The organism is Bacillus sp. R86525 (assembly GCF_042466195.1).
In the GTDB taxonomy this organism is placed as follows: domain Bacteria; phylum Bacillota; class Bacilli; order Bacillales; family Bacillaceae_G; genus Bacillus_A; species Bacillus_A nitratireducens.
The window spans coordinates 3880009-3892976 of the sequence record NZ_JAXHPX010000007.1; the positions used below are offsets into that span (position 1 = coordinate 3880009).

A 12968-nucleotide genomic window follows, 5' to 3' on the forward strand; every position below is an offset into this window, starting at 1 on the left:
TCATTTTCTTAACTTTCGGTAATCTAAATCTCCCCGCTCTAATGCATGCATTAGCATTTCAGCACTTGCCATATTCGTTGCTAGTGGGATGGCATATACATCACATAAACGAAGTAACGCATTGACATCAGGTTCATGCGGCTGCGCTGTTAGTGGATCCCGGAAAAAAATCACCATATCCATCTCATTTTTCGCAATCATTGCACCAATTTCTTGATCGCCACCAAGAGGACCAGATTGATATCTTGTTACAACTAAACCAGTTGCCTCCATAATACGAAGGCCTGTCGTTCCTGTTGCAAAAAGTTCATGTTTTTCAAAGATTGGTTTATATGCGTACGCAAACGAAACCATATCATCTTTCTTTTTGTCATGTGCGATTAAGGCAATTTTCATCCGTTGTCTCCCCTTTAGTCGATAATATTTTCTAAACCGTACACAAGATGATCAAGGTTCATTACTGTTTCAATTGATAGTTTTACACCTGACATAAATGATGCACGATTGAATGAATCATGACGAACTGTTAACATTTGTCCATCTCCACCGAACATGACTTCTTGGTGTGCAATAAGCCCTGGTAGACGTACGCTATGAATGTGAATACCGTCTACATTTGCACCACGTACTCCTTCTAATTGTTCCGTTTCATTAGGGTGTCCTTGCTCTTTTGGTACACGATTTTGACGGATTAATTCTACTGTTTTTACAGCCGTACCTGATGGTGCGTCTAATTTTTGATCATGGTGTAATTCAATTACTTCAACATCTTGGAAGTACTTCGCTGCCATTTGTGAAAATTTCATCATAAGAACTGCACCAATTGCAAAGTTTGGAGCGATAATTGTTCCTACTTCTTTTTCTTTTGCATTTTCTGTTAATTGCTTTAGTTCTTCTTCAGTAAATCCAGTTGTACCAATAACAGATCGAAGTCCACGTTCAACTGCAAGTGTCACATGTTTCTTTCCAATTTCTGGTGTTGTTAAATCTAATAATACATCTGCTTCTACTTCATCTAAACAAGTATGTAAATCCGCATAAATAGGTGCATCTAGCGCTGGCATTCCAGGTAAATCAGAAATTTTTTCTCCGCCATGCTTATAATCAATTGCTGCTACTAAATTGAAATGCGCTGTTCTTTCCATTAGAAGGACTGCTTCATGTCCCATACGTCCTCTTGGTCCAGCGATAATTACTTTAATTTCTTTCATGCTTCTTTCTCTCCCTCATCAATACGTGTCCAGCGATCTTTATCACGTGTATTAAATTTATTCATTACAATGTTATGCGCTGTTTCTAAATCAATATTTAAACTATTTGCCATACAAATCATAACAAATAACACATCTCCAAGCTCTTCTTCAATACTTCGTTCTATCTCAGTCGTTTTCTTCGGTTTCTCACCATAATAATGATTAACCTCTCTTGCAAGCTCTCCCATTTCTTCAGTTAAACGAGCCATCATTGCAAGCGGACTAAAATAACCTTCTTTAAATTGACCGATATATGCATCTACTTCTTTCTGCATATCTTTCATCGTTTTTGCTTCCATACTAGTCACCTCTTATTCCTTCCTCTTTCATGTTAGCCAATTCATCGCGATTTGACAAATATTATTCTCTCATATCCCTATTTACGACCCTTTTTTGGATAGACTATAATAAAGTGAAACTTTCTTTTGCGGTTTTTTGCAAAAGATTAGTTGAACCAATCGGGCTCTTACGGCTGGTTTGCTCTTTTTGCTCTTTCTTCTCTGCTTTATCCCCTACCAGCCGTTTGAGCGGGGTAAAGTGAAACTTTCTTTTGCGGTTTTTTGCAAAAGATTAGTTGAACCAATCGGGTCCCTACGGCTGGTTTGCCCTTTTCTTCTTCGCTTTTCCCTCTACCAGCCGTTGGGACGGGGTAAAGTGAAACTTCTTTTGCGTGATTTTTGCAAAAGATTAGTTGAACCAATCGGGTTCCTATGATATTCACTATTTTATTAGCAGCTAGAAATAACTTATTATGTTTTGCCGTTTAAGCGGAGCAATTCTAATCATTGCATAACTAGGGGGATTTCTATATGAAAGCAAACTTGAAGATTCGAAATATCATTTTTATTTTAATCGGTTCCGCTATTTTTTCTTTCGGTATTGTGAATATCAATATTGAAAACCATCTTGCAGAGGGTGGGTTTACCGGTATTACGCTATTATTATATTTTCTATTTTCGCTTGACCCTTCCTATACAAACTTAATTTTAAATATCCCTATATTTTTTATTGGGTGGAAGTTACTCGGCCGAACAACATTTTTATATACATTAATCGGTACATTTAGCGTATCTTTATTCCTATGGATTTTCCAGCGCTACGAAGTACTCAACTTACATTTAAACTTGCAAAATGATATGACACTGGCTGCTTTATTCGCAGGGGCATTTATCGGTATAGGACTTGGAATTATATTTAAATATGGCGGGACTACTGGCGGTGTTGATATTATCGCAAGACTAGCTCATAAATATGTTGGCTGGAGTATGGGGAAAACGATGTTTATGTTTGATGCGGTCGTTATTATTGTCTCTATTCTTACATATTTATCATACCGCGAGGGCATGTATACGTTAGTTGCTGTTTTTATCGGGGCTAAGGTTATTGATTTTATGCAAGAAGGAGCTTATGCAGCAAAAGGAGCAACTATTATTTCTGATAAAAACGATGAAATTGCTGCAAAAATTTTATCAGAAATGGAGCGCGGAGCTACCTTTTTAAAAGCAGTTGGATCCTATACAAGAGTTGAACGAAATGTACTATATTGTGTCGTTGCAAAAAACGAAATCGTGAAATTAAAAAATATCATTACTTCTGTAGACCCTCACGCCTTTGTTGCTGTAAGTGATGTACATGATGTCGTCGGTGAAGGATTTACACTAGATGAAAATAAAAATCCGTTACATAATTAAATTCAACTAGAAAAGCTCTTTAGCTTTTCTAGTTTTTTATTACAAACCTTTTAAGTTTCTCCAAATCCTCATAAATAAGCTCCAATAAACTCCGATTATAAAAAATTGAAGCTGGATGAAAGGTCGGAAAAATAAAATATTCTTTTTCAGTCCATATAAATTCTGTACCGCTACTATCTTTCAATTGCTGCACGGGTTGCTTTAACAATTCACCATGAACACTTGTAATTTTATTATTTTTACCAACTAAACGCTGTAATGCAATATTACCAAGTGTCACAATAACAGGCGGATGTATAAGTTCCAACTCATAGTCTAACAAAGGTGCATGAGCAAGTATTTCTCCTTGATTTGGTGTTCTATTGTACTTCTTCTGTATTATTTCACCATTTCGTTCCCTTTTCTCTCTCCATTTATAAGGTCTACTCCGAACCGCACTCGTAATATATACCTCTTCCCTTGTAACGTGAATACGTTCTAAAAACTCCATTAAATGTTTTCCGGCTCTCCCGCTAAACGGGATACCATTATGAATTTCCGTTTCACCAGGCGCTTCTCCAACAAGCATTAATTTTGGATTTCTAGGACCCTGTCCACTTAAAAAACCTTCTAATTGGTATGTAGCACTTCGCTCCCTCACTTGTTTAACTAAATGCTCTGGATATTCTATGTCTGTCACCTTCTTTCAACATTCGATACTTACTTTTTTAAATAGTTCTATACCCCATATTATTTCTATTATTTCCATTTGTAACATGTTATAAGATTCATTCCACGAAACAAAAAAAAGACTATCATAATTGATAGTCTTTAATCGTCGCTACGCTGCATACCAGTATAAATTAATACAAGGCGTAATAATTCAAATACTGCTACAGCAGCTGCTGCTACATATGTTAATGCTGCCGCATTTAATACTTTACGAGCTTGACCGTACTCATCTGTCGATACGATTCCAAGTGCTTCAATTTGTTGCATTGCACGTTTTGATGCATCAAATTCAACTGGTAATGTAACAAGTTGGAAAATAACACCTGCTGCCATTAAAATAATTCCTAGTAACAACAAACCAGACATTTGTGCAAATACACCAATTAGAACAAAAACCCATGACATGTTTGAACCAAAATTAGCAACTGGCACTAACGAATGGCGTACACGCATGAAGTTATAATCTTTCGCATCTTGAATTGCATGTCCTACTTCGTGTGCTGCTACAGCTGTACCAGCAACTGAATGTCCATAATAGTTATCTGTTGATAATCGAACTGTTTTTGCAGTTGGATCGTAATGGTCCGATAAATGACCCGGTGTTTCTTCTACAGCTACATTGTACAATCCATTTTCATCTAAAATTTTCCGAGCAACTTCCGCTCCTGTCATACCTGAAGTTGAATAAACTTGTGAATACTTGCTATAGGCACTACGTACTTTTGACTGTGCATACAACGGTATGATCAAAATGATCGCGAAGTAAATTAAATAAAACATCATAAACCTCCATTGAAGTTTTAATTATAGTACTTCTCATTCTATTTTTTTCTTACACCATTGTCAATAAATAAACCTTACAATCCGTATCTTTATTTATACACATTATCTATCTTTAGAATGCAAGTTACTTCTCCGTTTCTCTCTCTCTCCTTTATACTTTCTCCATCCAACATACGTTAAAGTAAACAAAATAAGTCCTCCAGTAATGGTCATAAACCAAATGAGAGAGGGAGCAATCTCATCTTTTTTTACTGTATGAAATATTTTTTGCAAATCACCTTTAATAATCCCTAGTTGCATTTGTCCACCTTTCGTTTTTAACATAACGTTACGAAATTCATCTAAATAAGATAAATGTGCATTTACACGCTGTGCTTCGTTTTCTGGCAGGGCAATCATTAAACTCGGATAAATAATATTAAATTCATTTAAAAATGTATTTAGCGTCTGTTGGAACTGTTCATCATCTTCTTTTTTCATCGCTTTTTCTACTTGAGAAAAAGCATCCATTATCTTTCTTTCTCTTTCCATCCAAAGTGGCTGATATTTAGATACTTGTGCATCAACAGCAAGTTGTAACGCTAACATATTATCAACTTTAACTTGCTTATCTAAATCTTCCGCGAGAGATTGTTTCGCCTTATCGTATGCCAAAGAAACGACTCTAATTTGTCCCGGAGTTGCTTTTGAATTATTTTCATTTTCCTTTGATAGAAACTGCTCTGAGAAATGGTACAGTACTTGTATTGCCTTCTCATCTTCATTTTTCTTTACTAACTGTAAAGAGTCATCTAGCAATCCAGTTAGTTCACTCCACTCCTCAGCATATATACGTACTGGAAACATTATAATTAGAAATGCTATCAGTCCAATTAATGTTCTCTTCATCCCGGTCCCCCCTATAACTACTAGTACAAAATATGTGGAGTTGGACAAGAATAGAACTGAACAAAATCAAAAAATATATTATCTCTATGAAAACAAAAAAATTCTCTTTAGACAGAGAATTTTTTCTTTGAAACCCTTTTCTTTTTCACTAAATATTTATACACACCGTAACAAAGTATGCTTCCACTTAAAATCAATAATAAAATAACACATGCAGCATGCATAAAGAATTCTTCCGGTAGCATTAATATAATCGGATCTGTTTCAATATCAAACATCCAATAATCATTGCTAAATAAAAGCTTATGAAATAATACGAAACTCTTTTCAAAATCAATGGCAATCGGTAACGTAAGAGCTATCGGAAAAAGAATTGTAAGAATCGATCCGTGAAGTAAAAACTTTTCTTTTTTCTTTTTTAATAAATACGTTCCTCCTAATAAAGCAATTACAATCGTTCCATACATTATATATTGAATCTTTACTAAAATATTTTTAACATCCACAAAATGAATGCGACCATTTGTAGACATGTCTAATGTCGGAAATTGTAATGCACCTTCATAAAACGGAGATAAATATGTAATAAGCACATCATAGTTTCTTTTAATTTCATCTTTCGTCATATCCGCTAAGTCTGGAATATTTAAGAAATCAATTTCAAAATAATACAGCCATTTTCCATATACAACTACCATTGTCGCGAGCGCGAAAATAGAAAATGCTATGCTATATGAAACAACTAAAGTGATCAATCGATCCAATATGTTTATACCACTCTTATTTTTCTTCATTTTCTCCCCCTAAATGTCCTCACCATCATAAAGAAAACTGTTTTCGGTTCTCACGTAAGCAATAATAATATGTGATACACAGTACAGCAATACTTAGCCAAAACGTAAAATAACCAATTTTCTCTACAAACAAATGCATAATTCCGTATCTCGGCATTTGCCAAAATAAATAATCAATTGCATCATTATGTAACGTCCATATGCCAACTACAATGAAATGCCATTTTTTTATCCGATAAAACGGAGCATATAATACTCCCTGCACCGCCATTGCAAAATGAGATAACATTAACATATATCCCATAAGACCAATAGGACCTTTTACATAAATCATTATTGCATTTACAACAACAGCCCAAATACCATACTTTATTAAAGTAACTATCGCTAGCGCCTCTATTAATCCCCAGTTCTTCTTTATCAAAAAAGCAATTAGAACAAAGACAAAAAAGAGACTTGCCATAGGACTATCTGGTACAAACGGCCAAAATATAGGTGAGGTTTCTTTTAATTGATTTCCATACCATATGAATCCGTAAATTGTACCTAATATGTTAACAACCAATAAAAATAATAGTACCGAGCGTTGCCTTAACATTGCATACAAGTAAACCAAGCTGTATGTCCAACACCTTTCAAACAAAGTAATTCTTTCATCGAACTCTACTCTATTATATAGCAAACTTTCCGTCATCAAAATAAAAAGCTGACTACAGATTTTGTAGTCAGCTTTTCGATTATTTTTTATTATACTTTGCAACGAATTCCGAAAGCTTTTTCAGTTCTTCATCTGTACCTTTAAATACCCCTTTAGGCATTGAACCTTTTCCATCTTTCGCAATTTTAGCGATTTCTTCTGGTTTTAAAGTTAAGTTTTGCAAAGCCGGTGCTGCCGCCCCGCCCTGTAAATTGTCACCATGACATGTTAAACAAGTATTTTTTTGCATTAACTTGTAGCCGTCATCATTTTTATCAACTGGTGCTGTTTTTACAATTGCTCCTTGTTTTTTTGCAGCTTCCCAGTCGTGGTGTGCTACAGATTCCCAAGTTAAAAAGATAATTGATGCAATTGCTAAAAGCATAAATCCAGTTGCCACAGGCCGTTTCAACGGGCGTCTTTCTGGGCCTCGGTCAAGAAATGGAGCTAACAGTAATGCTCCAAACGCAATCCCAGGCATGATAAATGCTCCAATTACAGTAAATGAGCCTGAAGCATACGAATACTTTAATAACTGATACAAGAATAAGAAATACCAATCTGGAAGTGGTATATATCCTGCATCTGTAGGATCCGCCATTCTCTCAAGCGGTGACGGATGCGCCACTGTTAAACATAAATAACCGATTAAAAAAACTGCACCAACCATCCATTCTTTTAACAAGAAATTCGGCCAAAACGCTTCTGTTTTCCCTGGATATTCCGAATAATCTTTTGGAATATTTGGTTTCCGAGCTACTGGTACCCGAGAATCTCCTACAAACTTCATCCCTTTGCCGCGGTGCATAATCTCCCTCCTTTTGTTCTTTCCCCTTTAATTTAGCAATCTCTTATAGCGGACCGGAAATACCTTGTTTGCGAATCATGATGAAGTGGAAGGCCATTAAACCTAGAAGTGCTGCTGGTAAGAAGAAGACGTGAATAGCAAAGAAGCGAGTTAATGTTTGAGCGCCAACAATTTCGGAATGACCAGCGAGTAATGTTTTAATATAAGGACCAATGAGCGGCGTTTGCTCTGCGATTTGAATCCCTACTTTCGTAGCAAATAACGCTTTCATATCCCATGGTAATAAATATCCGGTAAAACCAAGACCTAACATAACAAAGAAAATAAGAACACCAACAATCCAGTTTAACTCACGAGGCTTTTTATACGCACCTTGGAAGAAAACTCTGAGTGTATGTAAAAACATCATTACAATTACGAGACTAGCGCCCCAGTGGTGCATACCACGAACAATTTGGCCGTATGCAACTTCATTTTGTAAATAGTAAACCGATTCCCAAGCATTTTTAATATCAGGCACATAATACATCGTTAAAAACATTCCAGACAAAATTTGAATTACGGTAACGAAAAAGGTAAGTCCTCCAAAGCAATAGACGAATGCAGAAAAGTGATGCGCCGGGTTAACATGCTCAGGTACTTCATGATCAGCGATATCACGCCATATCGGTGTAATATCTAAACGTTCGTCCACCCAATCATAAATTTTATTTAACATCTACTTTGCACCCCCTCTTGGCTTTGCTTTTCCTAAATAAAGTGTTCCATCTTTTACTTTGGATTCGTATACGTCAAGCGGAGCAAGAGGCGGTGTGCCTTTAATGTTCACTCCATCTTTTGTGTAACGTCCCCCGTGACATGGGCAAAAGAATTGATTAGGATGTGCTTTGTCCGAATTCCAGTTTACTGTACAACCTAAATGTTTACACACTGGAGAAAATGCAACGATGTCTCCGCTTTCATCTTTATGCACCCAGGCAGATTTTGGCTCTTCAGACTTGTACCATCCGTCAACCTGCTTCACCTTAAAATCGAAGCGCTTCGGTTCTGTTGTAATATCCTTTACTTGTCCAACAGCAACCATATCTGTTCCCGCTTCTTTTCTTAACACCGGATCAAGCGCAAACCGCGTCATCGGCATTAAAATACCCGCTGCCATAAAGCCTCCTACCCCTGTAAGTGTGTAATTTAAAAATTGTCTTCTTGACACACGATGTTCTTTCTCGCTCACGAAAATTTCCCCCCTCTATCAGAAATTGTCCTCTCGTGAAAAAATTATATAAAAAATAAAAACTAGGACACTATCATGATATAATACCCTCTTGTATAGGTCAATATCATACTACTCATAATAATAAGAACTTTCTGTTTATTATTACTTTACCCATCTTTCTTCCATCATTACCATAATATTTTTTATGTGGGCACGAATAACCTCTCTTTTCGCCTGGTCACTAAATTGCTCTAATGATAACGATGGAAACCAAAATAAATCCCCCTGCAACTCTTGCATATCTTCTTTCCATGAAAAATCACTTGTCACATAGGCAATATGCTTAAAACCTTGTCTTTGCAAATGATTTGTCCATTCTTGCAAACGATCTTTTTCATTCTTTTGGCTCTCTACTAAATACGTAAATGCGGGTAGTAAAAGCACTCTTCCTTTATACTCCCTTTCCAGCTCCATACTCAAAGCCTCAATAAATTCACCTTGTTCTACAACCATTTTCATTTCTTTTGCTGCCGAAATAGACAAAAGGGGTATAATCCCTGTATCTACATACTCTCTCGCTTGCTCAAACTGTTCCACATCTTTAACAATCCATTTCATCTTTTCTCCCCTCCCCTACTTAAAATAACAGAACTTTCACTTTATATATATTAAACCATACTAAAAGAGGTAAAAAAAGAAAAACTACCTATTATTAGGTAGTTTTTCTAGAAAAGTCTGAAATTTGTAAAGATTTAATAATTAAAATGAATTCTATAACGTTTTTAACTCTGCTGTTAACTTATGAAACGCTTCCTTATCTTGCTTATCCAAGGCTTCATCAATTTGTTTCAAAAGACGATCTCTTCTAAATGAGAATACACTTTCTTCTAAAAATCGTTCTGCAAGCAATCGATCTTTTTCATTCACTTCAATGTGCTTTGGCAAATATGGGTTTTCTTCTAATACAGCTACATAATTTGCATTTTGGAACGATGACTTAAAATTAAGTTGAATATAAATATCCTCATCTCGATTCAAACGAATATCATGAAACGATTTTTCTGCATCTGTTGTCATTACATTTTGTTTGAAAAAGTGAAACGGTGTGTCTTTCACACAATTCGCTGACATCACTAAGCCACGTGGACAATATTTTGCATGTTCTACGAAGTGGACTTTATGCATTAATTGGTCGTGACTCATTAAATAATTCAAAATCCATACGCATTCACGCTGTTTCAGTTGGTAATTATTCAAAAACCATTTTACAAAATCCTTCTTCTCGTTTACAGAAACAGGGGTATTCATAGCGATTAAGTCCCTCCTCTGTCTTTCTCTTTTCTTTTTAGATTCAAGAAGCGGCATTCAGTTTCCTTCCAACTTATGAAAAATCCTCTAAATTATATAACAATTCTTCAATATGAATTTGTGTCGGGTCTAGTTGTATTAACTGAGTAAATACTTCTTTCGCCTCTTTTCGCATTCCTTCTTCTAACAAGAAATAACCGTACTCTTCCAAGAAATCTGGATGATTCTTAAAAGAAGTATATGCACTTTCATAGTGTTTTAATGCATCCGAATACATTTCTAATTGTTTTTTTGCAAATGCAAGGTCCCAAAGTAGTTGTGTATCTGGTTCTCCACTGTCAATTGTACGCTCTACAACTGCAATTAGCTCTTCGTATTTCTCTTGTTCTTTTAAGATATACGCATATTTTAATGTCGCACCTAAATGTCCCGGATCTAGCTCAAGCGCTTTTTGAAGCACTTCTTCTGCCTCCGCTATTTTACCTAATTTCGCCGAAATGTTCGCTAATTCTACATAAAAAGGAACCGAAAGCTCATCAACTTTAATTCCTTCATGAAGTGTTTCATAGCTTTCTTGAAGCATACCTTCTTTTTCATAGCTTTTCGCTAAATACATGTATAGCGATGCGTACTCAGGATCTAATTCTTTTAATTTTTGCCAAGCACCAATTGCTCTTTGATATTCTTCCCCTTGATATAATGTGAAAGCATATCCAAATAATGAGTGAATATCCTTTTGCTCCTCTAGTCCCGCTTCATAATACGAGATGGCTTCTTCCCAGTTTCCAATGGCACTTAAAGTTTCTGCTAGCCGAAGCGCAATGACAACACCACCCATAATTTTATGCTCTGCTAATAGCGATTCATAATAAGTGATTGCCTTTTGCTCTTCACCTTTACTACTATATAATTCTGCTAATCCAAACGTAATAACAGGTTCTTCTGGCATCATTTCTTTCGCTTTTAGTAGTTTTTGTTCTGCTACATCATCAAAACCTTGCATTTGGAATAAATCCGCAACAAGTAATAGCGATTGAACATATAAATCATCATTTTCCGGAATATCATGAAGCACTTCGATCGCTTCATCTTCTTTATCTAAATCAATATATAATTCTGCTAAAAATAGCGTGAACTCACTTTCTTCCGGATATAGCAAGCGTAAATCATCTATAATTGCTAACGCCTCATCCATAAACCCAAGTGTATGATAGTAACGAGCGATATCATACTTCTCTTCATCATTAGCAACTCGTAGTTGTTCTTTTAATAATTGTAATCCTTTTTCTGCTTCACCATTTTCAATATAAGAAACAGCTTGTTCAAAATTTTGCATAAACGTCTCCTTTAATTCAAAAAAATATTTCTCTTCTGTTCATTTATCATAAGCAACTAAATGTAAGAACGCAACCTTTTGGGTAAACTACCACTTACTACACATTCCCTTATAGCGTAGCTAATTGTTCAAAAAAGTTCGGATACGATACAGCGACCGCATCACTATTCTCTATTTTTACTTCTCCATCTATAATACAAGATGCGATTGCTAGCATCATCCCAATACGATGATCACCGTGACTATTAACGGTATTTCCTTTTAAATTTTGTTTACCATATATAATCATACCATCTGGTGTAGCTTCAATTTTCGCACCTAATTTTCCTAACTCATCCACAACAGTATCGATACGATTTGTTTCTTTTACTTTTAACTCCTCAGCATCTTTAATTACAGTAATTCCCTCTGCCTGCGTTGCCAATAAAGCAATTACAGGAATTTCATCAATTAACCTCGGAATAAGCGATCCGCCAATCTCTATTCCTTGTAATTTCGATGTTTCAATCGTAATATCCCCGCACGGTTCAAACTCTTCATTTCTAATATTATCGATAGAAATAAGTGCACCCATCTTTGTTAAAACATCTAAAATCCCTGTTCGCGTTGGATTTAAACCGACATTTTCCAATACAAGCTTACTATTTTGAACAATTGCACCAGCTACTAAGAAAAATGCAGCCGAAGAAACATCTCCTGGAACTTCTATGTCTGCCCCTTTCAGTTGTTGGCCACCTTGTAATGACACGGTACATTCATTAACATCTACTGTACAACCGAATGCACGTAACATCCTTTCCGTATGATCACGAGACTGCATAGGCTCTGTTACTGTAGTTACACCTTCTCCTTGCAAACCTGCAAGTAAAACCGCTGATTTCACCTGTGCACTTGCTACTGGTGAATGGTAATGCATACCTTTCACCTTTCCACCACGAATAGATAAAGGTGTATATTGTCCATTTTCTCTACCATCAATTTGAGCGTTCATCTTACTAAGCGGGTCTGTAACACGTTTCATAGGACGTTTTCCAATTGATGCATCACCGATTATCGTACTATAGAACGGCATATTAGCTAAAATCCCAAGCATAAGACGAATAGTCGTCCCTGAATTCCCCACATCTAATACTTCTTTCGGTTCTTGTAAATTATGTAATCCTTTACCGTAAATCGTGACATCGTTACCACTCTGTTCAATCTTGACACCTAGTTTTTGAAAACATGCAATTGTACTTAAACAATCTTCTCCTAATAAAAAATTTGATACTTTCGTCGTCCCTTCTGCTATCGCCCCAAACATAACAGAGCGATGCGAAATAGATTTATCTCCTGGAACAACAATTTTCCCGTTCAAACTATTTTTTCGTCCTACTAGTTTCAAAATATATCCTCCTCACATTTTAAATAAGTTATATATACAATAATTCTTCTTATACGTCTACTTCTATTGTAACGGTTTCTTTCTGGAACGTGCAAACAACTC

The 12968-nt window shown here is 35.9% G+C and carries 16 protein-coding genes; 1 reads left to right on the forward strand and 15 read right to left on the reverse strand.

Annotated features, from left to right (window positions below; all coding sequences use genetic code 11):
* The 3 genes from mgsA to SJY24_RS22635 are packed head-to-tail and all read right to left on the reverse strand — an operon-like array spanning window position 1 to window position 1552.
* A complete protein-coding gene (mgsA, locus tag SJY24_RS22625; protein ID WP_000684753.1) occupies window positions 1-396 on the reverse strand; it encodes a methylglyoxal synthase in 396 nt (131 codons plus the stop codon).
* 14 nt (window positions 397-410) lie between these two features.
* The gene (gene dapB / locus SJY24_RS22630) at window positions 411-1211 is read right to left on the reverse strand and encodes a dihydrodipicolinate reductase (RefSeq protein ID WP_377866269.1); all 801 of its coding nucleotides are present in this window, start codon (window positions 1209-1211) and stop codon (window positions 411-413) included.
* Complete coding sequence (locus tag SJY24_RS22635; RefSeq protein WP_002158575.1) at window positions 1208-1552, reverse strand: nucleotide pyrophosphohydrolase; 345 nt, start codon at window positions 1550-1552, stop codon at window positions 1208-1210. The genes dapB and SJY24_RS22635 overlap by 4 nt, the downstream gene beginning before the upstream one ends.
* A 510-nt stretch (window positions 1553-2062) precedes the next feature.
* On the opposite strand from SJY24_RS22635, the gene SJY24_RS22640 reads away from it, so the two are divergent.
* Window positions 2063-2944: a YitT family protein gene (locus SJY24_RS22640; protein WP_377866270.1), complete on the forward strand. Its 882-nt coding sequence runs from the start codon at window positions 2063-2065 to the stop codon at window positions 2942-2944.
* A gap of 28 nt (window positions 2945-2972) precedes the next feature.
* Here SJY24_RS22640 and SJY24_RS22645 read toward each other — a convergent pair whose 3' ends face one another.
* From SJY24_RS22645 to aroA, 12 genes are all read right to left on the reverse strand, one after another.
* A complete protein-coding gene (locus tag SJY24_RS22645) occupies window positions 2973-3614 on the reverse strand; it encodes a uracil-DNA glycosylase (RefSeq protein WP_377867300.1) in 642 nt (213 codons plus the stop codon).
* A 140-nt stretch (window positions 3615-3754) separates the two neighbouring features.
* Window positions 3755-4435, reverse strand: coding sequence for a zinc metallopeptidase (locus SJY24_RS22650; RefSeq protein ID WP_000499538.1), 681 nt, complete (start codon window positions 4433-4435; stop codon window positions 3755-3757).
* Window positions 4436-4540: 105 nt separating this feature from the next.
* Window positions 4541-5326: a sporulation protein YpjB gene (ypjB, locus tag SJY24_RS22655; RefSeq protein ID WP_377866271.1), complete on the reverse strand. Its 786-nt coding sequence runs from the start codon at window positions 5324-5326 to the stop codon at window positions 4541-4543.
* Window positions 5327-5433: 107 nt separating this feature from the next.
* Window positions 5434-6120 (reverse strand): lipoprotein intramolecular transacylase Lit, encoded by a 687-nt coding sequence (gene lit / locus SJY24_RS22660; protein WP_377866272.1) that lies wholly within the window; start codon window positions 6118-6120, stop codon window positions 5434-5436.
* Between the two features lie 25 nt (window positions 6121-6145).
* A complete protein-coding gene (gene lhaT / locus SJY24_RS22665) occupies window positions 6146-6736 on the reverse strand; it encodes a lipoprotein heptaprenylglyceryl N-acetyltransferase LhaT (protein ID WP_377866273.1) in 591 nt (196 codons plus the stop codon).
* Window positions 6737-6857: 121 nt separating this feature from the next.
* Entirely contained in the window at window positions 6858-7625 is a 768-nt protein-coding gene (gene qcrC / locus SJY24_RS22670; RefSeq protein ID WP_000554601.1) for a menaquinol-cytochrome c reductase cytochrome b/c subunit, read from the reverse strand.
* Window positions 7626-7668: 43 nt separating this feature from the next.
* The gene (gene qcrB, locus SJY24_RS22675; protein WP_000932700.1) at window positions 7669-8343 is read right to left on the reverse strand and encodes a menaquinol-cytochrome c reductase cytochrome b subunit; all 675 of its coding nucleotides are present in this window, start codon (window positions 8341-8343) and stop codon (window positions 7669-7671) included.
* A complete protein-coding gene (gene qcrA, locus SJY24_RS22680) occupies window positions 8344-8856 on the reverse strand; it encodes a menaquinol-cytochrome c reductase iron-sulfur subunit (RefSeq protein ID WP_377866274.1) in 513 nt (170 codons plus the stop codon).
* A 144-nt stretch (window positions 8857-9000) separates the two neighbouring features.
* Window positions 9001-9456 carry a YpiF family protein gene (locus SJY24_RS22685; RefSeq protein ID WP_377866275.1) on the reverse strand — a complete coding sequence of 152 codons (456 nt, stop codon included), beginning with the start codon at window positions 9454-9456 and terminating at the stop codon, window positions 9001-9003.
* Window positions 9457-9609: 153 nt separating this feature from the next.
* On the reverse strand, window positions 9610-10146 hold the full coding sequence (locus tag SJY24_RS22690) for a ReoY family proteolytic degradation factor (protein WP_001095921.1): 537 nt from the start codon (window positions 10144-10146) through the stop codon (window positions 9610-9612).
* Window positions 10147-10219: 73 nt separating this feature from the next.
* Window positions 10220-11482, reverse strand: a complete 1263-nt coding sequence (locus SJY24_RS22695; protein ID WP_377866276.1) for a tetratricopeptide repeat protein — start codon at window positions 11480-11482, stop codon at window positions 10220-10222.
* Window positions 11483-11591: 109 nt separating this feature from the next.
* Window positions 11592-12866 (reverse strand): 3-phosphoshikimate 1-carboxyvinyltransferase, encoded by a 1275-nt coding sequence (aroA, locus tag SJY24_RS22700; RefSeq protein ID WP_377866277.1) that lies wholly within the window; start codon window positions 12864-12866, stop codon window positions 11592-11594.
* Window positions 12867-12968: the final 102 nt, after the last annotated feature.

Excerpts from the sequence above, each read along its gene's own strand:
- mgsA (WP_000684753.1), bottom strand. The coding sequence starts at position 396 with ATGAAAATTGCCTTAATCGCACATGACAAAAAGAAAGATGATATGGTT.
- dapB (WP_377866269.1), bottom strand. The coding sequence starts at position 1,211 with ATGAAAGAAATTAAAGTAATTATCGCTGGACCAAGAGGACGTATGGGA.
- SJY24_RS22635 (WP_002158575.1), bottom strand. The coding sequence starts at position 1,552 with ATGGAAGCAAAAACGATGAAAGATATGCAGAAAGAAGTAGATGCATAT.
- SJY24_RS22640 (WP_377866270.1), top strand. The coding sequence starts at position 2,063 with ATGAAAGCAAACTTGAAGATTCGAAATATCATTTTTATTTTAATCGGT.
- SJY24_RS22650 (WP_000499538.1), bottom strand. The coding sequence starts at position 4,435 with ATGTTTTATTTAATTTACTTCGCGATCATTTTGATCATACCGTTGTAT.
- ypjB (WP_377866271.1), bottom strand. The coding sequence starts at position 5,326 with ATGAAGAGAACATTAATTGGACTGATAGCATTTCTAATTATAATGTTT.
- lit (WP_377866272.1), bottom strand. The coding sequence starts at position 6,120 with ATGAAGAAAAATAAGAGTGGTATAAACATATTGGATCGATTGATCACT.
- qcrC (WP_000554601.1), bottom strand. The coding sequence starts at position 7,625 with ATGCACCGCGGCAAAGGGATGAAGTTTGTAGGAGATTCTCGGGTACCA.
- qcrB (WP_000932700.1), bottom strand. The coding sequence starts at position 8,343 with ATGTTAAATAAAATTTATGATTGGGTGGACGAACGTTTAGATATTACA.
- SJY24_RS22685 (WP_377866275.1), bottom strand. The coding sequence starts at position 9,456 with ATGAAATGGATTGTTAAAGATGTGGAACAGTTTGAGCAAGCGAGAGAG.
- SJY24_RS22690 (WP_001095921.1), bottom strand. The coding sequence starts at position 10,146 with ATGAATACCCCTGTTTCTGTAAACGAGAAGAAGGATTTTGTAAAATGG.
- SJY24_RS22695 (WP_377866276.1), bottom strand. The coding sequence starts at position 11,482 with ATGCAAAATTTTGAACAAGCTGTTTCTTATATTGAAAATGGTGAAGCA.